Annotated in this window: 19 protein-coding genes; 6 read left to right on the forward strand and 13 right to left on the reverse strand. The window is 46.9% G+C overall.

The window, feature by feature from the left end; all coding sequences use genetic code 11:
- Nucleotides 1–49: 49 nt before the first annotated feature.
- A complete protein-coding gene (locus tag ACGHZ6_RS10660) occupies nucleotides 50–970 on the reverse strand; it encodes a hypothetical protein (protein WP_390618839.1) in 921 nt (306 codons plus the stop codon).
- Nucleotides 971–1,651: 681 nt separating this feature from the next.
- Here ACGHZ6_RS10660 and ACGHZ6_RS10665 point away from each other — a divergent pair.
- Nucleotides 1,652–2,572: a hypothetical protein gene (locus tag ACGHZ6_RS10665; protein WP_390618840.1), complete on the forward strand. Its 921-nt coding sequence runs from the start codon at nucleotides 1,652–1,654 to the stop codon at nucleotides 2,570–2,572.
- Nucleotides 2,573–2,666: 94 nt separating this feature from the next.
- On the opposite strand, the gene ACGHZ6_RS10670 is transcribed toward ACGHZ6_RS10665, so the two are convergent.
- The 10 genes from ACGHZ6_RS10670 to ACGHZ6_RS10715 form a co-directional block, all read right to left on the reverse strand.
- On the reverse strand, nucleotides 2,667–2,999 hold the full coding sequence (locus ACGHZ6_RS10670; protein WP_390618841.1) for a VOC family protein: 333 nt from the start codon (nucleotides 2,997–2,999) through the stop codon (nucleotides 2,667–2,669).
- Nucleotides 3,000–3,041: 42 nt separating this feature from the next.
- Complete coding sequence (locus ACGHZ6_RS10675; protein WP_390618842.1) at nucleotides 3,042–3,287, reverse strand: DUF2164 domain-containing protein; 246 nt, start codon at nucleotides 3,285–3,287, stop codon at nucleotides 3,042–3,044.
- A 7-nt stretch (nucleotides 3,288–3,294) separates the two neighbouring features.
- On the reverse strand, nucleotides 3,295–3,840 hold the full coding sequence (locus ACGHZ6_RS10680; protein ID WP_390618843.1) for a GNAT family N-acetyltransferase: 546 nt from the start codon (nucleotides 3,838–3,840) through the stop codon (nucleotides 3,295–3,297).
- Nucleotides 3,841–4,258: 418 nt separating this feature from the next.
- On the reverse strand, nucleotides 4,259–4,801 hold the full coding sequence (locus ACGHZ6_RS10685; protein ID WP_390618844.1) for a hypothetical protein: 543 nt from the start codon (nucleotides 4,799–4,801) through the stop codon (nucleotides 4,259–4,261).
- Nucleotides 4,802–4,923: 122 nt separating this feature from the next.
- Nucleotides 4,924–5,274 (reverse strand): hypothetical protein, encoded by a 351-nt coding sequence (locus ACGHZ6_RS10690; protein ID WP_390618845.1) that lies wholly within the window; start codon nucleotides 5,272–5,274, stop codon nucleotides 4,924–4,926.
- A 153-nt stretch (nucleotides 5,275–5,427) separates the two neighbouring features.
- Nucleotides 5,428–6,042 (reverse strand): DUF6680 family protein, encoded by a 615-nt coding sequence (locus ACGHZ6_RS10695; protein WP_390618846.1) that lies wholly within the window; start codon nucleotides 6,040–6,042, stop codon nucleotides 5,428–5,430.
- Nucleotides 6,043–6,169: 127 nt separating this feature from the next.
- Nucleotides 6,170–6,454: a hypothetical protein gene (locus ACGHZ6_RS10700; RefSeq protein ID WP_390618847.1), complete on the reverse strand. Its 285-nt coding sequence runs from the start codon at nucleotides 6,452–6,454 to the stop codon at nucleotides 6,170–6,172.
- Nucleotides 6,455–6,483: 29 nt separating this feature from the next.
- Entirely contained in the window at nucleotides 6,484–6,930 is a 447-nt protein-coding gene (locus tag ACGHZ6_RS10705; protein ID WP_390618848.1) for a hypothetical protein, read from the reverse strand.
- Between the two features lie 410 nt (nucleotides 6,931–7,340).
- Nucleotides 7,341–10,256, reverse strand: coding sequence for an insulinase family protein (locus ACGHZ6_RS10710; RefSeq protein WP_390618849.1), 2,916 nt, complete (start codon nucleotides 10,254–10,256; stop codon nucleotides 7,341–7,343).
- Nucleotides 10,257–10,336: 80 nt separating this feature from the next.
- A complete protein-coding gene (locus tag ACGHZ6_RS10715; RefSeq protein WP_390618850.1) occupies nucleotides 10,337–10,915 on the reverse strand; it encodes a tRNA-uridine aminocarboxypropyltransferase in 579 nt (192 codons plus the stop codon).
- Nucleotides 10,916–10,991: 76 nt separating this feature from the next.
- On the opposite strand from ACGHZ6_RS10715, the gene ACGHZ6_RS10720 reads away from it, so the two are divergent.
- Nucleotides 10,992–11,717 (forward strand): DUF599 domain-containing protein, encoded by a 726-nt coding sequence (locus tag ACGHZ6_RS10720; protein WP_390618851.1) that lies wholly within the window; start codon nucleotides 10,992–10,994, stop codon nucleotides 11,715–11,717.
- A gap of 53 nt (nucleotides 11,718–11,770) precedes the next feature.
- Here ACGHZ6_RS10720 and ACGHZ6_RS10725 read toward each other — a convergent pair whose 3' ends face one another.
- The gene (locus tag ACGHZ6_RS10725) at nucleotides 11,771–12,046 is read right to left on the reverse strand and encodes a GIY-YIG nuclease family protein (protein WP_390618852.1); all 276 of its coding nucleotides are present in this window, start codon (nucleotides 12,044–12,046) and stop codon (nucleotides 11,771–11,773) included.
- Between the two features lie 60 nt (nucleotides 12,047–12,106).
- On the opposite strand from ACGHZ6_RS10725, the gene ACGHZ6_RS10730 reads away from it, so the two are divergent.
- Genes ACGHZ6_RS10730 through ACGHZ6_RS10745 form a run of 4 tightly spaced genes read left to right on the forward strand, consistent with a single transcriptional unit; the run spans nucleotide 12,107 to nucleotide 15,986 of the window.
- The gene (locus ACGHZ6_RS10730) at nucleotides 12,107–12,421 is read left to right on the forward strand and encodes a nucleotide pyrophosphohydrolase (protein ID WP_390618853.1); all 315 of its coding nucleotides are present in this window, start codon (nucleotides 12,107–12,109) and stop codon (nucleotides 12,419–12,421) included.
- 32 nt (nucleotides 12,422–12,453) lie between these two features.
- Nucleotides 12,454–13,224: a methyltransferase domain-containing protein gene (locus tag ACGHZ6_RS10735; RefSeq protein WP_390618854.1), complete on the forward strand. Its 771-nt coding sequence runs from the start codon at nucleotides 12,454–12,456 to the stop codon at nucleotides 13,222–13,224.
- Between the two features lie 42 nt (nucleotides 13,225–13,266).
- Nucleotides 13,267–15,549: a LemA family protein gene (locus ACGHZ6_RS10740; protein WP_390618855.1), complete on the forward strand. Its 2,283-nt coding sequence runs from the start codon at nucleotides 13,267–13,269 to the stop codon at nucleotides 15,547–15,549.
- Nucleotides 15,550–15,560: 11 nt separating this feature from the next.
- Nucleotides 15,561–15,986: an RDD family protein gene (locus ACGHZ6_RS10745; RefSeq protein ID WP_390618856.1), complete on the forward strand. Its 426-nt coding sequence runs from the start codon at nucleotides 15,561–15,563 to the stop codon at nucleotides 15,984–15,986.
- Between the two features lie 70 nt (nucleotides 15,987–16,056).
- On the opposite strand, the gene ACGHZ6_RS10750 is transcribed toward ACGHZ6_RS10745, so the two are convergent.
- Nucleotides 16,057–16,794: a glutathione peroxidase gene (locus tag ACGHZ6_RS10750; RefSeq protein ID WP_390618857.1), complete on the reverse strand. Its 738-nt coding sequence runs from the start codon at nucleotides 16,792–16,794 to the stop codon at nucleotides 16,057–16,059.
- Nucleotides 16,795–16,942: the final 148 nt, after the last annotated feature.

The raw sequence follows: 16,942 nt of genomic DNA on the forward strand, positions 1-16,942 counted from the left end.
GTATCGGGGTCTGACCCTGCGGGTCAGACCCCATTTCCCCGTTGTGCTGTTATTCATGACTCTGAACTCTTTTAATCAGGTTTAACAGCCCCGCCGTTGATGAATAACCCACCAAAGAGTGAATCTTGTCTAAATCATGCCCTAAATACAGCAAATGATTGATAAAGTCATACACCGTATGATCGAGCAGTTTTTGAAAGTTAACACCCTCCGACAACAACTTCCTTCTTAACGTCCTGGTAGATACACAAAGATCGCTGGCAATAGTATCTAGGTTAGGTTTGTGCTGCCTGTTGAGGTAATTACAGATAAGAATCTTGCACTTGTGCGATAGACTGCCGTTCTCTAATTTATTGTCGATAAAGTTTTTGTAGAAGTTCACTAGCGTTATATAGGTGTTTCTGTTGTGTGCGCTGCTGATCTGGAAAAAGTCTGCAGTCGGAATGTCTATATGTGTGGTTTGACTAAAATCCTTCGGCAGTGATGCTGCATTTTTCGATTTGGTTAGCTCTTGGTAGATGTCTTTAATCAGTGATAGACACAGCTTCTCTACAATAGGAGTGTATTGTTGGTAACAGCTATCGGCTTTCGGGGTGATTGTAATGGTTTTTGCCTGATCAATGATAAAGTGCACATGTGTTGTGCGATAACCGTAGAGGTTATGGTAGGTAAACACTTCATCCAAGGAGGGGCAGGAAAAATAGATATAACCCAGGATGCCCAGTGACGATATAGAGACATATTCTTGCAGTGCTTGGACAAGATTACCTGAGTGGGTATATTTTTCGGCGAGTGATAAGGCTTTTATCAAGGCGCTTATGGGGACAAGGTGAAATTCCAAATCAAAGTGTTCTTCTTTGATATCACAATGCTCACAAAATTCATCCATCGATAATCGATGAGGCACAAGATAATTGGCAATCATATTCAGAGAATTGATCAGAACGTACTTTTCATTTGAGCTTGTCATGATTCCCTACTGTTATTCTTATAATTAACGCTTATCTGACTTGTTGTTCTTTGAGGCTCCTTTGCGTGTTGTGTGTCGTTTGGCTTTGGTTTTTAAGGGCGAAATAGAATAGCGATGGGCCGCCGCATCAAGTCGGTATTAATAGAGTATAGATGGCAATCTGAGGGTATGCGGGATTGACCGAATAAACAGGTGTTCTTCGTGCGCTTAATGAGGTAACAGCGTAGCACCGCAAAATCAGATGCTCCATGGTTGGTAACTTAGTCAATAGCTCGATCAAAAACTCAGTTAATAACTTAGTTAATAACTACAGCGGATGTCATTGCAAATTCTTATGAAAATCTTATCAATGCAATAACGAAAAGCGGCTTCTAGGCCTACACACTACAACGGCGAGCCAAAATAATGTGGCCATTATAAATAAGGATATGGCCAGTTTGGGTGAGGCAATAGTTGGCCGTATGACCATAGGTTGCCGGCAATAGTTTGCCGCAAAAAGGGCTAAATATCCTCGTTGGCGGCCAGGAATCCCAACCTGTGTGGCCTATACCCGTTTATACGTCTGCTTTATCGATAAGTTGGCGCCTAAATGATTATTTGTCACAGTGGTGGTCTTGCTTTTGCCTATAGCCTCTATCCCCGTATGACTATGAAGTAGTGGAAAGCAGTTGGAGAATAAGCATGTCGATCAATGGGCCCAATGACAGTTATCAGAGTTTACAGACCTATGGGGCTTCCACGAGCACAAGCGCGCAAGGGGTAAAAACTGCTCATGTCGATGACCATCCTCAGGCAGTGGATAAGCATGGCCCCCAAACGGCAGATATTAGTGATAAGGCCGCACGAGTATTAAAGCTGGAACAAGAACTGGATAACCTTTATGCAAGCGCTGAATTGCCCCCAATAACAGAGCGCCAGCAGCGGGAATTGCAGGCCATCGATCGTCAGATTATGAGTATCTTCGATGGGGCTGAGTCTAATCCTTTATCCAGCGCAGATATGCGCAAACTTGATGAGCTCTACCAGCAGGCTGATGATATTTTGGGGCTACCATCGTTAAGTGCGGAGCAGCAATCAGAGTTTTATTCCCTCAACAGACAAATAGACAGCATTTTCAATAGCAGTTTCGATCCTGCCCAGCTCGATGAGGAGATTGCTCAATTGGAATCCCTGTTTACACAGCGTGATGAGTTATTGCTGGGGCAGGAATTAACACCAGAAGAAGAGCAGAAGATGGTTGCTCTTGAGCAACAGGTAGATAAGTTGTTAGAGGCAGAGAGCGAAGATCTAAATAAGCTACAACAGCTTTATGATGAACTCGATAATTTACTGGGGCTCCGACCATTAACAGAAGACCAGCAAGCGCAGTTATGGCAGGCTGATCATCAGATGATGTCTCTGTTTAAGCGAGCTGATATTTCCAGTCTGTCGCAAGGTGAGCAACAGCAATTGCAGGAGCTGTATTTTAGAGCCGACAAGGTAATGGGGCTGGATGCACAAACCACGAAAACTATAGAGCAGATCGATGCGCTAAATCAGTCCGTTGCAGATCTCTTGCAGACACAGGATAACGCTACTGCCATAAGCGCTTATAATCTCTAGTGGGCTTAGGCCAACAGCAGCGAGGCTTGAACTGCCACAGGGGCTGACCCATTGGGTCAGGCCCATCTCTAGAGTGCCATAACTCGATTATTTTTCACTGCACAATTGAAAAACTGTTTCCATTGCAGTCGATAACATGGGTCATCATCCCGCCCCAAAATTGCTTTTCAGGCGCACCGGTAAACGCAACGCCGCGGTCTTGTGCTGCGCTGTAATAAGCCTGAATATCCTCTACTTGCAGGCTGAAGCCCAGAAACCTGCCGCATTCAAATTCGCCTGTTTCTTCGTTCTCAAGCATCAATTGCGAATTATCCAGTTGGTAGCCAATAAATCCCTCTTCATGGGATCCAAAAACCTTCGTTAGACCGAGCTTGTCTGTATAAAAGTCTTCTGAGGTTTGCAGGTCTTTACAGGGGATTCTTAACATACATACTTTCATAGCAAATACACTCAACAATAGGGTAGGGGGTTATCTACGGAATTCAGTGACTTTTTCCAAATCGTAGATAGACTCGGTAATATCTTCAACACGTTTCTCAAGCAGGGCTTGTGCATCGTAAAGTCCGCGGTTATAGAAGTAAGGGCCTATTTCTTCAGCAAAGAAGTCCAATAGGAAATGGGCATCAAACTGACCGATTTCGCTTTCCAGTTCTTCTCTGAAGTAGGATTGTATCTTCTTGGTGATTATGTCTTTTTCGTCTTTGGAGAATTCCATATCGAACTTAGTCCTGTGATACCCACTCAGATTTACCAATTTTATATAATACATGCTCACACAGTGGGTGTGTTGACTCAATATCGGGGTGCATGAAATTTTGATGACTATTATGCATACCTAATTTCTCCATAACCGATCTTGAGCGGGTATTGGTTACAGTGGTAAAGGCGACGACTTCATCCAGGTTTAATGTGGTAAATGCGTACTCAAGTGCCGCATTGGCTGCCTCTGTAGCATAACCTTTGCCCCAGTGTTGTTTAGCCAGGCGCCAGCCAATTTCCACGCAGGGGGAGAAGGGCATAGCATCTGTCGGGGTATGCAGGCCGACAAAGCCAATAAACTTGTGTTGGTCTGGAATTTCTACAGCCCAAAAACCCCAGCCGCGCTCACTTATCAGTGAATGTATACGCTCGGCCATAGCAAAGCTTTCGTCTTCTGATAGTAGGGCTGGAAAGAACTCCATAACTTCCTCATCCGCACATAAATCAGAGAGGTATGGGTAGTCTTCTTTAGTCCACTGGCGGAGTATTAATCTATTGGTTTTTAACATTAGGTATTGAGTACTTAAATTGCAAATTGTATCTATGGCTGGAATTATTCAGTCGTTATGTTTAACTTTTGATGATAAGTTGTTTATTTGGTTAGTCATGGCTTTTTAAGCACTTTACTTAGCATCCTATGGATGCAATTCCTTAGCCTTTACCATTAAGTATCCAAGAAACCCCATCAGGCCTGTAATGGCAAATGAAATTACTCTAAGCACAGGGTCTGGTTCATCGGTGAAAGATGGAACGAATATGCCTATGAAAAATATGATTGCCATCAGGCTACCAAGAGTAAAGAAACACCAAGCACCTATCTTGAACCAAATATACAGAATCTTCCTGATCATATACTCCCCTTAGTGCTTAACGCCCGGCTTAGGACTGTTTATGCGGCGCAGTGGAATTTACAGTCTTAGCAGCCTGTTATATTTTTATATCAGTTTGAATAAGAAGCAATTTACCTTTTTGGAATTGGTATTTCAGCTGAGCCTGATAAATCTGATGATCAGAACAATCTCCTACAGGGATAAAGCTAGCTGGGTTCTTGCACGTGAACGCATAACTTACTATTAAAGTCCCATTTTTAACTTTGGATACTGGCAAATGAAGGCTATAAGTAGCACCCTCATGTTCAATTTGGTATGCAATAGGTAGCTCAATACTCGAATACTCAAATGTATTTCCAATCCTAGCAATTAAAGCAGAGCCGTAGTTGATAGTCGCCATATTAAATGTGATGAGATTTACTAGCAGCAATTCTTGACCATTAGAAATACCAAGGCTAAAGATACCGTCATTAGGCATTTCAACATTCACCAAGGAATAGTCACCCTCAGAGTTATTCTTGTTTAGAAGCCCTGTTATTTTAGGGTACTTATTTTTACTGTACTCGTAGCTTCCTTCATAATCTGCTGCCACGAAAGTCGATAATATAGATAAAAATACTAGCGATAATACACTTCTCATTTATCCAAACCTAAATATAACGTCGCGGTGTGTTGTGGCTTTGTAGTTGTTTGGCGTCGCGCTAGCCTAGCGATTAAGCGCATAAGGCAAGTAATGGAAATATTGTCAAATTGACCGCCTTTTTAGGCTTGGCCAGCATCGCCACCCTTAATAGTTCCACCATTCATTATAATTTTAACCTTAACATCCTTACCTATGTGCAAGGCAGTGCCGCCATCACCACCAATTCCCCCTTTTCCACTTTCAATAACTGTTTCTGGGGAATTACTAATAAGCTCTATTTCAGCACCGTCCTCGACTACAATAGCGCTGCCGCCTTTTCCTTTAGAGAATTTTTCGTCTTTCAGCTCGGAAATGCTTGTATTCATTTCTTCCAGAATTTTAGACAGTTTAGCTAACTCAATATTCAGCAATGCTTTTACCGACACACCGGTAAGCCTTATTTGCTCAAGCATAGGCATAACATCGTTCATGTTGTTTGATTCTAGCCAGTCAAAAAAATCTCTCTCTTTAAAATTTACTGATTCACGTCGTTCAGATCTAAACTGACTAATTAGGCCAACAATTATTGAGTAGGCAACAGCGAAATCGTTAATTTTTCATACCCTCTTTAAAAGCCTGACGTCTCAATCTGCCGGCGCGTCAGCGGTCGGCTGGATTGAATTGTTATGTGTTTCTGACTGCTCTACAGGATCAATTGGATGGTAAGGTGGTAAATAGGTCACAGCCATAGGAATAGAGCGTTTACCATCCAGAAGATCTACCAAGCCTTCCCGTATCCGAGTTTGCTCTCGCTCGATTCGACCATGCGCAATAGGGCTGTAGCAGTCTCTTTTAAGTTGAACTTCATCGAAGTCATAACCCAGCGACTGTGACATTGCATAAAGTAGACTTGTAAATAGCTCATAGCCTTTCTCAGTCCACGCATCAAGTCGTTCATCGGGAACACTGTTATTTAAGTGATCGTTATATACTTTCCAAGCATTAGTGACTTTTTTATCAGCCTCGGATTGCCAGCGCTTTCCGAATAGTGATCTACCGTAGAATTCCAAATCAATCATATTCAGTGCTGAAACGTGAGACCCAGAAAGCCTTGTAGCTCTCGTCTCCATGAGAGTATGGAACAATCTAAGTTTTCGTTCTTTTCTCTCTTTGATACTTTCAATGAGCTTTTGAGCTTGTACAGCTAAGATTGGACCAGCTATGACCGCACTGATGGTAATCCAATCTTTCATATCCATATTTAATTCCATAAATTACCTCATCAGTGATGATTTACACATAACGCTCCGCTAAACGCAGTGTAGCGAGTCCAGTGGAGGCCGCGTCTTTTGCGGCCGGAACGTGTATGAGCGGTTTGTTATGCATTTAAAATATTTGATCTGCAATTTTTTCACACATATCTACAGTTGAAACGTCTTTGGGAAGTGGCTTCAGCACATCATCACTTCCAGATTTCCTATAGAAAATCACCCCCTTATTTCCTAAAGCCACATCCAAGCAATAGTTATTTTTAGTTTCCATGCCGTGTTTATAAAAGTCTTGATAGGCAATGCCCAGCTTTTTAATCGCTGACTCACGATCCTTGGCTGCAACAATGAATTCAAGATTTAACCTACTGGCTTTTACTTCTGCGTATCGATAAACGTACATACTTCATCCTTGTTTTGCATAACGCCGCGCTAAAACGCGCCAGCTTTATCGGCGTCGTTTTTGAGCGCCTTGTTAAGTGCAGCTTCTTGGTAAGAACCACCATAAATCAAAAGGCTCAGAATCATACCTAGAATCAGCACTGACACCTGATCCAGGGTGTAGTCAATAGCGTGATCAATATGAGGCCCAATGAAAAGACTCACTGGAAATACCAATATGGTTGAGTATATATAAGCTTTCCGTGCCCAAACTTTAATAGCTAGAAGCCCGATCATAGACACTAAATTTACGAGTGCTACGATCAGCAAAACAAATAGTGCTATTAACTGCATTGTCGTTGGAGCAACCTCAGCATCCATAGCTATATATTCTTGAAGCTCGATCGGAAGAAGGGCTTCTGTGAAAAACATCGAAACAATGATGATCGCTATTAATGCTAGCTCTAGCTTCACCAAATTCCTTATTGTATCGACCAACTTTCAGATACTCCTTTAAGCACTTAACATTTGTATAAGAGGCGGCGTGTTATCATTCCGGCCAGTGTTCAGGGGGTAAGGTAGCTGCTTGAAATACAAGAGAAATTCAGATTCTTCAAAATTCCCTATGATGCAAACCGAGCCGGCTTATTTATCTGGATAAGCGGTTTCCCCTTATCTGCGTCCCTGATTCTTTAATGCATTGATTTTGCAATAGTTTATGTATTTTGGCTAGTGATAAACGCGCCCGATAAGGTGGCAAAGCGAGCCCAGGGCTATGGTTTGCGGTGTGATCCACAGAAGAAAGTCAAAGAACGGGAGGGGAGTTTTGTGGCACGTCAGTGACGTGCTAAAAGAAAAGCCGCAGCAACACTGATAAGCATTGCTACGGCTTTCGGGGATGTGACGTGCTACAGCTGGATGGTTGTTAAACCTAAATCACTAACCGCTTTCTGATTATCACTATTGGTAATCACCGCCACACTGGCCTTGTCACCAACCAGGTAGGTTTGTGCAACACGCTTCAAATCATCAATGCTCACTTTCAATACCTGATTACGGAAGTGCTCACGTTTTTCACGGGTGCGCTCAAAAAGTTCCGAGTGGAAGGTTTGCTTGGCTTCTCCAGCGGGGGAGCTGGGTTTGTCGATAGCGCTGATAACACCGAGGATGGCTTCTTCCAGTGGCTGGTATTCGTGATCGGTGTTGATTAACCAGTCGATGGCCTTATCGAAATCGTCCAGGGTCTCACTCAAACGTGGGTCACGGTAGGAGTAGAAGCGGAAGGCGGCGATATTGTTGTCCTGACTGGCGCCGCCGCCGTAGGCTCCGCCTTGTTCGCGGATGCTGCGGTGGAGGAAACCATTACGCAGGAAACCGCCCAGTACGGTCAGGGCCGCGGCATCGTCGTGATCCATGGGTACGGATGGGTAGGCTTTCGCGCAGAAGTTAACCTGGGTATTGGTAACCCAGGCTTCTTTAATCTGCTCTGAAACAGGCGCCAGAGCGAAGTTTTCACTGCTGGTGTCCTGGTCGCCTTGCCATTTCTCAGTGATGGCCTGTTGGTATTCATCCAGGTTGTGAGCTTCACCAACCAACAGGTATTGGCGTGGGGATGCCAACACTTTGTTATGGATACCTTGCAGGGTGGCGGCAAAGCTTTGCAGGGCTTTGTCATCACTTAGAGATTCATCCAAAGCTTTGGTGGCTTTAATGCCGGCCAGACCTGTTAACTGGTGAGACAGTTTTGCCGATGGGCTCATGCCGGAGCTGGCCGCAGCCATGGCCAGGCTGTGGCCGTTGCCGGTGACGCTGGTTTCGCGACGGGCACGGGTTTGGGCAACCAGTTCTTTTAAGCGGCCGAGTTCGTCAAAGCGCACGTTATGGAAGGTTTGCCACATCAGATCGCACAAATCCGCCTGACGGGATTTCAGGGCTTTGGCCGATAGGGTGATATTGCCTTTAATAGCCTGCACATCGTCACTGGCGCCACGGATGGAGGTAAAGGCGCTGATAGAACCGGCAACTTGTGACTGCCACAATTGGGTTTGTAAATAATCTTTATCGCCTACACCCATCTCGGTCATGCAGATGCTGTAAAACGGCATCACGGCTTTTTCTTCTTCGGTCAGTGCTGGCAGTTGCACGATAATTTGCTGGTACACCAAACCATTGGTGCCGGCGGCATAACGGGTTAAGTTAGTGCCGTTAATAGCAATTTCACTTTCGCGGGCCGTGTAGTGCAGGTTGGACGGAATATCGGTTAAATCCACTTTTGGCAATATGGATTCATCGTCCTTTTGTTCCTGGCGCTGTGTTAGGGCTTCGGCCTGATCAACGATGGCGGTTTTTTCGCTGTCACTCAGTGCCGCTTTAATCGCAGCGAGTTTATCGGTTTCTGCCTGGTTGCGACGTTCGGACAACTGTTGGTCTGGGCGCATAACCAGGCGTACGCGGTGTGGGTTGTCTACCAGCCACTGGCGGGCGAGGGATTTGATAAAGTCCGGGTTTTTAATATCTTCGCGCAGTTTGTCCAGCACAGGATCCAGGTTCAATAAACCAATAACATCACCGCGGTGTGTGGCGGCGGTCAGGCCTGTAAGGATCAGTTGCAAGCCGTAAGGGTAGGAGTCACCACCAATTTCACGTTGTTGTAATTCCAGCTGTTGCAGTGAGGCTTGCAGTTGTTCGTAGGCTACGCCTTCTTCGGCAACCTTTTCCAATACCGCTAACACTTGGCTTTCGAAGTCGGCGGCTTTGCTGGTGTCGCTGCCCTCAATGCCACAGATAAAGGTCAGCTCGCGCTGGGAGTCGTCCAGGCCACACAGTGGTGACGGTGAGCTACCGAGGTCGGTGGTTTCCAGCAGGTGCTGCAACGGCGAGGCGCTGTTATCCAGCAATACGCTGGCCAGTAACTGTGCGCGCAAGCTGTCTTCCAAATCGGTGCTTTTGCCTAATAACCAGCCCAGGACAACATGGGTTTTGTTATCGATATTTTCTTCGGCCAGTGGGTAGGCTTCTTCTACGCGAACCGGTGAGAAGTAACGCTTCTCATCGTGTACCTGGATGGTGCGATCCAGCTTGTCGAAACGCTGCAGGGCGCGATCTTCAAATTTGGCCTGATGTTCCGCAGCCGGAATATCACCAAAGGTCATAAAGGTGGCGTTGCTGGGGTGGTAGTGGGTTTCGTAGAAGGCTTTCAGCTCTTCGTAGCTGAGGTCGGGAATACACTCCGGGTCACCACCGCTGTTGTAATGGTAGGTGCTGGTAGGGAACAGGTATTTGCACAGGGTTTGCCACAGCTGTGAAGGAACAGAACTCATGGCGCCTTTCATTTCGTTAAACACCACGCCTTTGTAGACCAGTGGGGAGTCGGTATTGCCAGTTTCTTCAAATTCCAGGCGATGGCCTTCCTGGGCAAAGTCCAGCTGATCCAGACGTGAGAAGAACACGGCGTCCAGATATACATCCAGCAGGTTGTTAAAGTCTTTACGGTTTTGGCTGGCGAAGGGGTAGGCGGTCCAGTCGGAACTGGTGAAAGCGTTCATGAAAGTGTTCAGTGAACGGCGAATCATCATAAAGAAGGGGTCGCGAACCGGATACTTCTCACTGCCACACAGGGCCGTGTGCTCGAGGATATGGGCTACACCGGTGGAATCTTCTGGCACAGTGCGCAAGGCGACTAAAAACACGTTCTCGTTATTGTCTGCCGCAATATGGATATGCTGGGCGCCGGTCTTGGTGTGGACATACTCTTCCACGGTCACTTGTAGTGAATCAATCGGTTGGCTGCGCAGCAATGTAAACGCCGGATGGCTAGTTGTCATATTTACCTCTTTAGCTCTCTGTGTGAGAGAAAACCGGAATCTTATTGAGCAGTATTCTACTCCGTATCCTTTAAGGATAGCTATTTATCCGACGAGTGATCCGGCATAAACCCCTGTAGACGCTGAATAAATTGGTCAAAGGCGTCGAGAATGGATTGATAGGTGTCTGGTGATTGATCAATTTGACCAAGGGCTAGGCAGGTGGCTTCTAGGGTGGAAAGCTGGTCCGGATTATGGGCCTTGCGAATGGTATAGCGGCTGGCGGGTAATTCACTCAGTCTCAGACGCGGGAGCTCGCTCAAAGTAGGGTTTAGGTGTAATAGTTTGCGGCTTTTACGCCAGGTGCCATCAAGTACAACCAAGCGGGTGTTAGCCGGGTTGAGATCTGCAGGGCAAACGGTTTGGCTTTCTTCTTCAGGGGGGTAGAGCAACACACTCTGTTTGCTGCTCGTCAGATCTTCACCGGTAAACGTTTCGCCTATCGCCAACTGACTATTGTTTAAACACATGTGCAGTAGTCGGGCGCTACCCTTGGCTTGATGCTGCTCCAGAGGATGCTGCAGGATCATAACCTCAACCGGGTTATTCACCTTAACCACCAGATCACAAATACAGGTGGTTTGCGGGCGCAGGCAGTGGGGGCAGGTTAGTCGAGGCATGGTGTGGATGATACACTAAGCACCAGTAATTTTATGCCGGAACATTCACCAGAAAAGATAGTACCAGAGAAGATAGATGTTAGTAGAAGCGACGTCGAATATAGCCTTGATTAACCTCCTGTGTGTGGTGTGGTTTTTAGTGGCCTGGGTAGGTTACAGCTACTTTGCCAAAACCATGGCCAAACGCACGATGAGTTTGTCCTCGGTGCTGCATATTCATCGTGAGGATTGGATGCGCTCGTTGTTACAGCGTGATATGAGAGTGTCTGATGCGGCTTTGGTAGCCAATCTCGAGCGTCATGTCACTTTTTTTGCGTCAACCACCATTCTGATTCTGGCCGGTTTGTTGGCCGTCATTCCCAATATTGGTTTGTTGCATAAGCTGTTGTCAGGTTTGCCGATTATTGAGCAGGTATCTGAAGCGGAATTGCAACTGCGCATTGTGTTACTGGTATGTGTATTTGTGTATGCGTTTTTTACCTTTACCTGGTCGATGCGTCAGTACGGTTTTTGCTCAATCCTGGTAGGTGCAGCCCCTTTACCAGATGATAAATCTGAAACGGCCATCACTCGGGAAACCTATGCTCGCCACGCGGCGAAGGTTATCGATCAGGCGGGGCACAGTTATAACTATGGTTTGCGGGCCTATTATTTTGCCATGTCGGTTTTGGCGTGGTTTATACACCCCTGGCTGTTTATTGGGGCGGTAACCCTTGTTGTAGCGATTTTGTATCGGCGGGAGTTTTACTCCAAGCCGGTTAAAGCCATGATAGAAATTGCCAAACACAAGGTAGAAAACTAAATAAGAATGGCACGAACGGGGTCCGACCCCACGGGTCGTACCCCGCTTTAGAACTAAGGCTTAGACGCTTCAATCAGCTCCAATTTTTGCGCCCGACTTAGCTTCTTTATCGCCGCTTCCCGCTTGCTGGCACTCGAACGGTCATGACCCGGTTCAACAAACCGTAGCGCCTTGGGTGAACGGCCGCGAAAGAATTTGGCCCCTTTATTACCGCTCAGGTGTTCTTGCCAGCGGCGCTCAACATCGGTAGTAATACCGGTATACAGGCGGCCGTCGGTGCTTTCGATAATATAAACCTGCCAGCGGTTATCGATGGTTGGGGTATTCAAGATGGCTTACACCAGGTTAAACATTGGGTTAAGTAAGAAACGCTGAGGGCTATTATACCGATGGATTGCGATAAAATACTGCAGGAATTTAATGCGATTGCTGACCTCAATGGCTGGCATAAGAAACATTCGGCCAAGAATCTGGCTGCGGCCATCAGTGTGGAAGCAGCAGAGTTATTAGCTGAAGTACAATGGTTATCGGATGCTGAAAGTGAGGCTTTGGTCGAGCAACCGGACAAGATAGGTGCCATTGGTGCCGAAGCTGCCGATATAACCATGTACCTGCTGGCCCTGTGCGATAAACTGAATATTGATCTGGCAACTGCTATTGAACAAAAGCAACAGCAAAACCGCGCGCGATTTGGTCCTAAGTAAAAGGTTAAGAAGTAACAGGTTTGGAAGAAATCATGCCTACAGATAGAAATTTTGATGATCTGGCGCACCGCTTTAAACGCAATGTCTATGGTGGCTTAAAGGGCGATATCCGTTTGCAGGTTTTACAGCGGGACTTGTTTGAACAGATTGCCGCACTGGACGCGGATAAGCCATTGCGAATTTTGGATGCCGGTGGTGGTCAGGGACAGTTGGCCATTGAACTGGCCAAAAAAGGCCATCAGATTCTTGTGTGTGATATTTCCGCTGAAATGCTTACCTTGGCGCAGGAAAAGATTGACGCAGTCGGGGTTGCTGACCGGGTAACCACACAGCAGATTGCCATTCAGGATTTGGTCGGCAACGTTGAGCCCTTTGATGTGGTTATGTGTCATGCCGTGTTGGAGTGGGTGATCGAACCGCAGGCATTGCTGGAGGCTCTGGTTAAGTTAACCAGGTCGAACGGTTACCTATCGTTGACCTTTTTTAATGTGAACTCAATCGCGTTTAAGAATTTACTGCGCACCAATTTTAAGAAAGTGCTTGAGGAAGACTATACCGGTTACCGTGGAAGTTTGACCCCAACCAACCCGTTGGCGCCTGAGCAGGTTTATGGATGGTTGGCAGAGTTGCCGCTGACTGAGCATTGTGTCAGTGGTATTCGCTGTTTTCATGATTATATACTGGACCCTGAATTACGAAATAATGAGCCGGAATCACAAATGGCATTGGAATTGCGATTGTCGAGGGTTGAGCCTTATAGGTCTCTGGCTCGGTATATTCATGTGCTGTCTTCGGTTGATTGACACAGAGTATATACAATAAAACAAAAAGGATATTTACGGGGCATGAGAAAGATTCTTGGTCATTGGGCATTTGCTTTGGTGATTCTGCTGGCAGGTTCGACAGGCGGTTGGTGGCTGACCGGTGTGGGGCTTGGCAATATTCAGGATCTGCGGCAGCTCGAGCGTGTACCTGCGTCTAAAGTGGGCGCGGCTCTACCCGGTGAAATTAATCTGACGGCTACAGCGCAACCGCTGAATAACAAAACCCTTGCCAGTCATCACACCAAAACCCCGAGTCTCTATTACCGCTTCCGTCACGAAGTTGAAAAGCGCGATTCCGAAGGGCGTCGCAGTTGGTCCACCCGCCAGGACTTTGATCGGGCCGTAGATTTTCTGTTGGTCGACGAGTCTGGTGAAATACGTATCGCCAGTGAAGGTGATATCAATGCCATTGATTGGTCTGTGGCGCAAAGTTATCAAACCGTTGTTGGGAAAAACCGCTACACAGAATGGCGCATTGAGCCCTATGCCGATTTATTTGTATTCGGTAAGGCTGTTTCGGCTAGCGATGGCTTATCGGTACGGTTTAATCAGCCAGGTTTCTACACGCCTATCATTTCTACCTTTGGCCAGTATGCTGAACAGCAGGATATGGGCAGTGGTGGCTTGTTTGCCTTGTGGGGTGGTTTGGCCTTATTAGGGCTTGGGGTTTTGGGAGCCGTTTACCTGCTTAAGGTGCATCGTTTGTTGGTGTATTTGTCGATTTTAACCGGGGTATTGGCTCTGGTGTTGGTGCATCTGGCTCTGTCTATGATGCAGCAGGATATCGCCAATGGCGTTACGCGTTACCAGGCCCATTCTCAGGCTGCCTCAAAGCTGATTGAGCAGCGACTGCAAAGTATCAATCAAACCTGGACAGGTTGGCAAAATGCCGGTGATTTTCTCGATTATCGCTATCAGGGTTTAGCCTACAGTGAACAGCAACAACTTCGAGAAGTGCGCCTGACCCTGGCGGTAAGCCAGCAGCGTTTGGCCAAGCAAATGCAGGCGATACCTGAGCGCTGGCTGTTACCCTTATGGGGCTTCGACATGCCTGCGAGCCTTGAGGGGCTACCGGAGGCAGACCAACAGGATCTTGCCAACCGACTACAGGCCATCGATGCTACCAAACTGACTGGTGGCTGGTTGTGGGCTGTTATCCCTGTTGGTTTGCTGTTGGCATTGTTGTTTACCTGGTTGGGATTCCGGCAGGTTCGCTACAAACGACTGATTGAAAATGTGCCAACGTCTTTAACCGCAGGTGTAAGCTGTGGTCTTGCTGAAGTCCAGGGCAGTCTTATGATTGATGACGGTAAGGAACCGTTGCGATCCCCCCATACCAACAGCCGCTGTGCCTGGTATTACTATAAGGAAGAGGAGCGTCGTGGTAGTGGTAAAAATGCCAAGTGGGTCACCCTCGAAGAGAAAACCGATTACGTAACATTTTACGCTGAAGATGAAGAAGGCCGTCTGGCTATTGATGCCAAAGATGCGGAAATTATCAGTCGCTATGATAAGGTCGAGCGACATGGGCGTATGCGCTACACCGAGCGTACGCTGCGTATGAGTGATCCTCTTTATGCTATTGGTCAGGCCGATGTTGATAAACAGCAAACCGATCGCTTGCTGATGGTTCGCGGTGACAAATCTGAGCCGTTTATTTTAAGTAACTTCCCCGAAGCTAATGTGATGCTGATGAAAGCACGCAGGGGCATGTTTTACTTAAGCCTGGCTTTTAGTGGCTTGCTACTAGCGCTATTAATGACCTTCGCCAGTAGTGGTGGATTTGCGGCAACCGATTTTCTGATGGCGGCGATGGCGGCTCCGCTGTATATGCTGCTGGTCACGCTGGTGCTGCATTACAATGATTTGATTTTCCTTAAGCGTCGTGCCGAGCGTAACTGGGCCAATATTCAGGTGTCCCTGAAAAAACGGCACAACCTGATTCCGAATCTCGAGAAGTTGACCAAACGTTACCTGACCCACGAAAAAGACGTAATGTTAAAGGTGGCAGAGCTGCGCAAGTTGTACACCCAGGATAAACAAGCGCTAGGCCAGTATTTGGCGGCGGAGCATGCGGCGGGGCAGCAACTGAATGCCGTCATTGAAGATTACCCTGAGCTAAAAGGCAATAAAGTTGTCGCCAAATTGATGAAGAGTTTAACGCGCGCAGAAAATGAAGTCGCGTTATTCCGATCTGGCTATAACGATGCGGTAGAAATCTATAACGCCCGCATTGCCACCGTGCCGGATGTATTCTTTGCCAGAGCAATGGGGTTTAGCCGGTTAGCCTATATCGCGGACTAAAGGAGTCGGGTATGAGTGACATACGTTATGCTGGCTTTTGGATTCGTACCCTGGCTGCCATCATTGATTCGATTCTGATTATGGTCATTATTACGCCCATTTTACTGGCGATTTATGGCGATGATTATTTTAAAGGCAGTTTGCTCTATAAGGGCACTTGGGATCTGTTACTTAACTATCTGTTTCCAGCGATCGCCATTATGGTGTTTTGGTTTTATAAATCGGCAACGCCTGGCAAGATGGTATTACATTTAAAGATTGTCGATGCCAAAACACTGGGCAAGCCGAGTGTTAAACAGTTAATTATCCGTTACCTTGGATATTATGTTTCTGCTCTTCCATTTCTGATGGGCATTATGTGGGTGGGCGTTGATGAGAGGAAGCAGGGCTGGCATGACAAATTGGCTGGGACCCTGGTAATAAAAGAGCCGAGCTAAAAAGTGCTTGAATAAAGCGCGGGGTCTGACCCTGCGGGTCAGACCCCATCTTGGTTGCATGTTGTTTCGGCTAGCGAGCCGCTAACCAGCTTTCCAACTCATCAGCACCACCAACCAATTCACCTTCCACGTATACCTGTGGCGTAGTACCGCGGCCGGTAACGGCAGCTAAACTGCTGTAACTCACACCTTTGCTACCCAATTCGATTTCTTCGTAATCCAGGCCTGCATCGCTCAGGTTTTGCTTGGCGCGGGTGCAGTGTGGGCAACCTGGCTTGGTGAACAAGCTAACGCGTTTTGGCAATTCTGCCTTGGGCGCCAGGTAGTCCAGCACGGTATCGGCATCGGATACCTCGAACGGGTCGCCTGGTTTATTTGGCTCGATGAACATCTGATCAATCACGCCGTCTTTAACCACCATGGCGTAGCGCCAGGAACGCTGGCCGAAGCCAAGGTCGTCTTTGTCTACCAGCATACCCATGCCGCGTGAGAAGTCGCCGTTACCGTCTGGCAGGAAGCGAATGCGCTCGGCATTTTGATCTTCCTTCCAGGCATTCATCACAAAGGTATCGTTGACCGACAGACAGATAATCTCATCAACCCCTTGCTTGGTGAATACCGGTTGCAGCTCGTTATAGCGCGGCAAGTGGGTAGAGGAGCAGGTTGGGGTGAAAGCGCCGGGCAGGGCGAACAGCACCACGGTTTTGCCTTTGAACAGTTCATCGGTAGTGACATCCACCCAATCATTACCTACGCGGGTGTGGAAGGTAACCTGAGGGACTGGCTGACCGGTTTTATCTTCTAACATGTTTCCGTCTCCTAATGTGGGGGAAGTTGCTGTGTTGTTGAGAAGATATATTAGGGATGAGCGGACAATTAATAAAATTAATAGTTTTGATGTGGGTAATAGATTTTAGCTTTAGCTTGGGTTTTGGCTTGGTGCTAAAACGAAATGG

Origin of the sequence: Maricurvus nonylphenolicus (genome assembly GCF_042854845.1) — a bacterium.
Taxonomy (GTDB): domain Bacteria; phylum Pseudomonadota; class Gammaproteobacteria; order Pseudomonadales; family Cellvibrionaceae; genus Maricurvus; species Maricurvus nonylphenolicus.

Coding starts and splice junctions, on each gene's coding strand:
- ACGHZ6_RS10660 (WP_390618839.1), bottom strand. CDS start 970: ATGACAAGCTCAAATGAAAAGTACGTTCTGATCAATTCTCTGAATATG.
- ACGHZ6_RS10695 (WP_390618846.1), bottom strand. CDS start 6,042: ATGGATATGAAAGATTGGATTACCATCAGTGCGGTCATAGCTGGTCCA.
- ACGHZ6_RS10730 (WP_390618853.1), top strand. CDS start 12,107: ATGGATTGCGATAAAATACTGCAGGAATTTAATGCGATTGCTGACCTC.
- ACGHZ6_RS10690 (WP_390618845.1), bottom strand. CDS start 5,274: ATGAACGATGTTATGCCTATGCTTGAGCAAATAAGGCTTACCGGTGTG.
- ACGHZ6_RS10665 (WP_390618840.1), top strand. CDS start 1,652: ATGTCGATCAATGGGCCCAATGACAGTTATCAGAGTTTACAGACCTAT.
- ACGHZ6_RS10720 (WP_390618851.1), top strand. CDS start 10,992: ATGTTAGTAGAAGCGACGTCGAATATAGCCTTGATTAACCTCCTGTGT.
- ACGHZ6_RS10685 (WP_390618844.1), bottom strand. CDS start 4,801: ATGAGAAGTGTATTATCGCTAGTATTTTTATCTATATTATCGACTTTC.
- ACGHZ6_RS10740 (WP_390618855.1), top strand. CDS start 13,267: ATGAGAAAGATTCTTGGTCATTGGGCATTTGCTTTGGTGATTCTGCTG.
- ACGHZ6_RS10670 (WP_390618841.1), bottom strand. CDS start 2,999: ATGTTAAGAATCCCCTGTAAAGACCTGCAAACCTCAGAAGACTTTTAT.
- ACGHZ6_RS10680 (WP_390618843.1), bottom strand. CDS start 3,840: ATGTTAAAAACCAATAGATTAATACTCCGCCAGTGGACTAAAGAAGAC.
- ACGHZ6_RS10700 (WP_390618847.1), bottom strand. CDS start 6,454: ATGTACGTTTATCGATACGCAGAAGTAAAAGCCAGTAGGTTAAATCTT.
- ACGHZ6_RS10750 (WP_390618857.1), bottom strand. CDS start 16,794: ATGTTAGAAGATAAAACCGGTCAGCCAGTCCCTCAGGTTACCTTCCAC.
- ACGHZ6_RS10735 (WP_390618854.1), top strand. CDS start 12,454: ATGCCTACAGATAGAAATTTTGATGATCTGGCGCACCGCTTTAAACGC.
- ACGHZ6_RS10745 (WP_390618856.1), top strand. CDS start 15,561: ATGAGTGACATACGTTATGCTGGCTTTTGGATTCGTACCCTGGCTGCC.
- ACGHZ6_RS10710 (WP_390618849.1), bottom strand. CDS start 10,256: ATGACAACTAGCCATCCGGCGTTTACATTGCTGCGCAGCCAACCGATT.
- ACGHZ6_RS10715 (WP_390618850.1), bottom strand. CDS start 10,915: ATGCCTCGACTAACCTGCCCCCACTGCCTGCGCCCGCAAACCACCTGT.
- ACGHZ6_RS10675 (WP_390618842.1), bottom strand. CDS start 3,287: ATGGAATTCTCCAAAGACGAAAAAGACATAATCACCAAGAAGATACAA.